Source organism: Megasphaera sp. DJF_B143 (genome assembly GCF_900320625.1).
Lineage (GTDB): Bacteria > Bacillota > Negativicutes > Veillonellales > Megasphaeraceae > Megasphaera > Megasphaera hexanoica.
The window spans coordinates 1-6,390 of sequence record NZ_ONTA01000124.1 but is presented as its reverse complement, the minus strand read 5'-3'; the positions used below and the strand labels follow the sequence as shown (position 1 = coordinate 6,390).

Sequence of the window (6,390 nt, the reverse complement as noted above, 5' to 3'; positions counted from 1 at the left end):
TTTTGTATTCAAAATACATATGTAAAACGGTTACCCTTTTCTTGTCAGTCCCATGCATATGTGGTATAAATGAATAGGTAACTAAAAAAGGGGAGTTGATTTTACATGGGTATGAGTGTTGCTGCTAATCATGCAAAAGGTAAGTTTGCTGCTGATGCTATTATGGCCGCTGCGGCACGTTGCACAGAAGATGTCAAGAAAAATGGGGCTGATGCTGTCATAAACGGTACGATTGGTTCCATTATTGATGAAAATGGCGATCTCGTCGTACTGCAGATTGTAAAGGATACATTGAAACAGCTGACACCAAATCAGATTGTAGCCTATGCACCGATTCCGGGCTTCCCGGAATATCTCGATGCGGCTATCGACCAGTGCTTCTGTGATTCCCGCCCGGAAGGGTATATCCGCGCTATTGCCACACCTGGCGGCTCCGGCGCTATCCATACGGCAGTTCACAACTATTCTGAACCGGGTGATGAAGTACTCACGACAGATTGGTGTTGGGGAGCATACCGCAATATTATCCGTGACGACAACCGCGTCCTCCGCGAATTTGAACTGCTGACGGATGATGGAAAATTCAATATGAAGAGTTTTTCTGAAAATCTGCAGGACCTCGTCAATAAACAGCATAATACAGTCATTATCCTTAATTCTCCTGCCAATAATCCTACAGGATTCGGACTGAATCTGGATGAATGGGATGCCGTCCTTTCTTTTATTAAATCAGCTGTCGAAGGAAAAGATAAAAATATTATCCTCGTTTCCGATGTAGCGTATCTCGACTACAGTGGGGAAAAACAGGAATGCCGCCGTTTCTTCAAAAAGTTTGGGAATCTGCCGGCTAATATCCTTCCTATCGTCGCATATACCTGTTCTAAGGGCTTTACCCTGTATGGCCAGCGTATGGGTGCGATGATCGGAATCACCTCCAGTGAAGACGTAGCTGATGAATTTACGGCTATTAATAAGTACACCGCCCGTGCTACCTGGTCCAATCCGACCAGCTCTGCTATGTGGACGATGATAGAAATTACGAAAGATCCGGAAAAAGTAGCCCGCCTCGATGCAGAACGGGCACGGTATTTCCAGATGATTAAAGAACGGGCAGACATATTTATGAAAGAAGCGGCTGACTGTGGTCTGAAAATCCTGCCATATCTGTCAGGTTTCTTCATTACTATTCCCATGATTGGTTCGGATAAGGTATGTGCCGCCCTTGAAAAAGAACATATTTACCTTGTTCCGCTGAAAAAAGGTATCCGCCTGGCCGTCTGCTCTGTATCCAAAAAGAAGATTGCCGGTCTGGCAGCCAAGGTAAAGGCGGCCGTCGATGCAGCTGGCATTGTGCAGTAATCGTTTGCTGTATAGGGGAGGGATATCCTATGTTTGAAACAATCGGCATTATCGGGACAGGGAATATGGGACGGGCCATTGCTATGGGGCTGGTCCGGTCCGGCCTGATCGAAGGGAAACAGCTCATATTGTACAATATCCATACGGAAAAGGCCCAGCGCCTGGCTGATGAAACCGGTGCCGCTGTCGTTGATTCGGCTGCCGGATTAGTGCAGCAGTCCCAGGCGGTCATCCTGGCGGTCAAGCCGTTTATCATGCCCGGTGTCCTGAAGGACATTTATCAGGCTGTAACACCGGACAAAGTGATGATTTCCATCGCTGCCGGCCTTACCCTGCAGCGCCTGGCTGATGCCATGCCGGCAGGAACAAAAATCGTCCGCGTCATGCCAAACACGCCTTCTATGGTAGGAGAAGGTATGGCGGCCCTTTGTTTTAATGAAGCTGTAACAGATGATGAAAAGGATGATTCCGTCGCTATTTTCCGCAGTTTCGGCAAGGCCGAAGTCGTGGAAGAACGGCTTATCGATGCTGTCTGTGGCCTGAGCGGAAGTGGTCCGGCTTTTGTGTATATGTTCATTGAAGCGCTGGCTGATGCCGGGGTGCGGGAAGGAATGTTCCGGCCTATGGCATATACTTTTGCCGCGCAGACTGTTCTGGGAGCGGCAAAGATGGTCCTTGAAACAGGGGAACATCCGGGCAAGCTGAAAGATGATGTCTGCTCTCCCGGCGGTACGACTATCGAAGCTGTACGCGTTTTGGAAGAAAGTGGGTTCCGTGCTGCGGCGATGAATGCCGTTATTGCGTCTGCTGAAAAAAACAAGAACTTGTAGTTAGAGTTAAAAGTTAACACCACATATAGGACAACCGGTTTACAAAATGTGTTTTGTAAACCGGTTATTTTTATGTTATATACCTAAATGGAATAACACATAATTCCGTTTAGGTATTATAAAAAATCATAGCATATATGTGAATTATTGAACGACATTAATAATATTAAAAAAAATATATAATAAATTAAATTAATAAAACAATCATGCAGAATTATCAATTTAGGCATTGATACGTTGTGAAATACATATAGATTATATGTATAAATGTAATTTACTTACCTGCGTCTCCGTTGTATAATTAAATCATGAGATTGACTCCGGAGATAATCACAAAAGAACTGGTCTTATTCATGATTCTGGCTATGAATGAGCCACCTGCCTGTTAGGGGCATGAAACATGGTGTTTGATGAAAGGGTGGTTTGAATGGTTCTGCTTGCTTTGCTCCCGATACTATTTCTGATTGTAGCATTGGGATTTTTGAAGATGGCTGGGTGGAAAGCGTGCCCGATTGCGGCAATCATTGCATTTGTCATTGCTGTCTTTGCCTTTGATATGCCTGTGGGCATTGCTGTTTCTGCGGCACTGGAAGGGGTAGCCCTGGCGGTGTGGCCGATTTTACTTGTCATCATTATGGCTTTATTTGCTTATAAACTGACAGTTGCTACAGGCAGTTTTGATACAATTAAGCAGATGCTGACTACGGTTAGTGAAGATAAACGTGTGCTGTTTCTGCTCATTGCCTGGGGCTTTGGGACTTTCATGGAAGGGATGGCCGGATTTGGTACGGCCGTAGCTATCCCGGCGGCTATGCTGGTTGCTCTGGGATATCCGCCCATACGGACGATCATTGCCTGCCTTATTTCTAATGCCGTAGCACCATCTTTTGGCTCTATTGGCATTCCGACATCGACAATGGCTGCTATAACCGGCATCGATGCCGTCACGCTGGCAACGAACGTTTCGGTTGTATCCTTTATTCCCGATCTGATTGCCCCGTTTTTAATGGTCATCTGCATCGGTGGCGGGGTGAAAGCCCTGAAAGGTGTCGGCATTATCACACTGCTTTCCGGCCTGGCACTGGCAATCCCTGAATTGCTGATTTCTATGACTATCGGGGCAGAGCTCCCGGTCATGGTGTCCTCTGTAATTATCATGGCGGTCATCGTACTGTATTCCCGGGCCGTCAAGATCGATGATCCCGACTATAAACTGGATGTAAAGACAGAAGATATCCAGCCTGTTTCCTTCGGCGAAGGTGTCCGGGCGGCAATGATTTTCATTTTGATTTTCGTGCTCCTCGTGTTTACATCCAAACTCATTCCGTTCATCAACGGTCCGTTGGCTTCCATCAAGACATCTGTTCCTATCTATGCCGGTGCTGGTGCCAAACCGTATACATTCGTCTGGGTGGCAACGCCAGGTATCATGATTTTGATTGCGTCTATCATTGGTGGTAAAATCCAGGGGGCTTCTTTTGGAAAGATATGGAGCGTATTTGTTGATAACTTTGTCGGCCTGAGATATACATTCCTGACGATTATCACTGTCGTTATCGTAGCCAAGGTCATGACGTATTCCGGTATGACTAAGGAGATTGCCGATGCTTTGGTCTTTGCGACAGGCAATGCATATCCTGTATTTGCTCCCTTTGTGGGTGCTATCGGTGCTTTCATTACCGGATCCTGCACCAATGCCAACGTACTATTCGGACCGCTCCAGACTTCTGTTGCGTCCACTCTGGACATGAGCCCGGCATGGATGGCCGGTGCCAGCTCGCTTGGTGGTTGTATAGGCAAGATGCTGTCACCCCAGAGCATTGCTCTCGGCGTCGGTGCTGTCGGAGCTCTGGCAGAAGGAAAAGAAGGGGAAATTATGCGCGGGACAGCCGGATACTGCCTGTGTCTGCTGGTCATTGCCGGTATCCTGACATTTATCATCCCCAGTTTCCTGACTTTGTAATGTAATTAGTGGCTATGCACCGGTTTTCTGCCGGTTTTATACAACATGTAAAGTGTTTTGTATTTAGAGGAGGAATTTTATTATGGCTAAAGGTATTGTTACACCGGAACTTATTGAACAGTTAAAGGCTATCGTTGGTGAAAAGTATGTATATACCGATAAAGACAAACTGGAACCGTATTCCCATGACGAAGTAACGGATCCTCATTATATGAAAGAACCGCAGGTCGTCGTCCTGCCGGCTAATACGGAAGAAGTAGCCAAAGTCGTAAAGCTCTGCTATGACAACGACACGGTCATGGTTCCCCGTGCAGCTGGTACAGGCCTGGCTGCCGGTGCCGTCGCCACATTCGGCGGTGTCATCATCTCTATCGAACGGATGAACAAAATCCTTGAAATCGATAAACAGAACATGGTATGCGTCACAGAACCGGGCGTTACGACGGCTGTCTTGCAGGAAGAAGTACAAAAAGAAGGCCTGTTTTATGGCGGCGACCCCTGCAGCGGGGACTCCTGCTTCATCGGCGGTAACGTAGCAACCAATGCCGGCGGCAACCGGGCCGTTAAATACGGTGTAACCCGTGACCAGGTCATGGGCATTGAAGTCGTTACCCCGCAGGGCGAAGTAGTCACACTGGGCGGTAAATTCCGTAAAAATGCAACGGGTTATATGCTCATGCACCTCTATATCGGTTCTGAAGGGACGCTGGGCATCATTACCAAGATTTATCTGAAACTCGTTTCCCTGCCTAAATATCAGGCTGACCTGCTGCTCATATTCGACAATCTCGACGATGCTATCGCCCTGACACCGAAAGTCATGAATGCTGGCATTACTCCGGTCTGCGTAGAATTCATGGACAATGCCTCTATTAAACAGGTAGAAGTATTCCTCGATGAAAAACTGCCTCATTCTGACAATGGTAACTATATCATCATTCAGATTGCCGGTGACAATGAAGACGTTCTCGATGAACAGACAGAAAAAATCGTTGAAATTGCAGAAGAAAATAAAGCCATCGACTCCCTCGTCGCTGACCCGAAAGTTATCTGGAAATCCCGTAAGGCATATCTGGAAGCCGACCGTGCCCGCAGCCTCGTATTCTCCATGGAAGATATCGTCGTTCCTATGACGGAAATCCCCAGTGCTGTACAGCAGATTTCCCGCCTTTCCGAAAAATACGATGTCGCTATGCACTGCGCCGGCCACTGCGGCGATGGCAACGTCCATATTGATATTCTGAAAGATGACCGCACTCAGGAAGAATGGGAAGAAATGCTGCCGAAGATCCAGGGCGAAATCTACGCTCTCGTATACAGCCTGGGTGGCCGCCTCTCCGGTGAACACGGCATTGGCTATAAACGGGAAGCTCTCCTTGAAAAATACACGAACCCTGTAGAAGTCAAACTGATGAAAGCCGTGAAGAAAGCACTGGATCCGAAGAATATCATGAATCCGGGCAAAGTAATCAGCATTAACGACGAAGTTCCTGTAGAAGAATAATCATACCGTCTGCCGGTACAGCCGAAAAAGATGCAGAATTCTTTGAATGTATCGTCTGAAATCTGATACTCTGTTGATGTAAAGAGGCTGTTCTTGTAGTGACAGCCTCTTTGCTGTACCGGGCAGAATATGTGGTAAGGCGTCATGTTTCGTTCATAACACAGAAAGGCTGGGATATATATGCAGAAATTTTCCATCCCTTTTGGTAAGGGACATATTCATTTTGAACTGCCTGATGAACAAGTAGCAGGTGTACTGCTTTCGCATGCCCATGAATATAAAGCGCCCAAATCAGAAGAAGAACTCGTTGCGGATGCACTGGCTAATCCGATTGGCAGTCCTCGTCTGAGCGAACTGGCCAAAGGGAAAAAGACGTGTACCATTATTTCCAGTGACCATACCCGTCCGGTACCGAGCCATGTCATCATGCCACAGCTGCTGGCAGAATTGCGCAAGGGCAATCCGGATATTGATATTACCATTCTGGTTGCAACAGGGATGCATCGTCCGACTACTCATGAAGAACTGGTTGCCAAATACGGAAAAGAAATCGCTGAAAAGGAAAAGTTCATCATTCACGTCAGCCGTAATGACGACGACATGGTCAGCATCGGTACGCTGCCTTCCGGTGGAGAATGCCTGATCAACAAGGCGGCTGTTAATACGGATCTCCTGATTTCAGAAGGATTCATCGAACCGCATTTCTTTGCCGGCATGTCCGGTGGCCGGAAATC

The 6,390-nt window shown here is 47.2% G+C and carries 5 protein-coding genes; all 5 read left to right on the top strand.

Annotated elements, in window-relative coordinates:
* The first annotated feature begins 105 nt into the window (after positions 1-105).
* Positions 106-1,359, top strand: a complete 1,254-nt coding sequence (locus DBO31_RS03730) for a pyridoxal phosphate-dependent aminotransferase (RefSeq protein ID WP_150824474.1) — start codon at positions 106-108, stop codon at positions 1,357-1,359.
* Positions 1,360-1,388: 29 nt separating this feature from the next.
* Positions 1,389-2,189, top strand: coding sequence for a pyrroline-5-carboxylate reductase (proC, locus tag DBO31_RS03725; protein ID WP_075581680.1), 801 nt, complete (start codon positions 1,389-1,391; stop codon positions 2,187-2,189).
* A gap of 427 nt (positions 2,190-2,616) precedes the next feature.
* Positions 2,617-4,152 carry an L-lactate permease gene (locus tag DBO31_RS03720; RefSeq protein ID WP_075581679.1) on the top strand — a complete coding sequence of 512 codons (1,536 nt, stop codon included), beginning with the start codon at positions 2,617-2,619 and terminating at the stop codon, positions 4,150-4,152.
* A gap of 82 nt (positions 4,153-4,234) precedes the next feature.
* Complete coding sequence (locus DBO31_RS03715; protein WP_059076412.1) at positions 4,235-5,656, top strand: FAD-binding oxidoreductase; 1,422 nt, start codon at positions 4,235-4,237, stop codon at positions 5,654-5,656.
* A gap of 180 nt (positions 5,657-5,836) precedes the next feature.
* A partial coding sequence (locus DBO31_RS03710) for a lactate racemase domain-containing protein (protein WP_150824473.1) occupies positions 5,837-6,390 on the top strand: 554 nt, incomplete at its 3' end.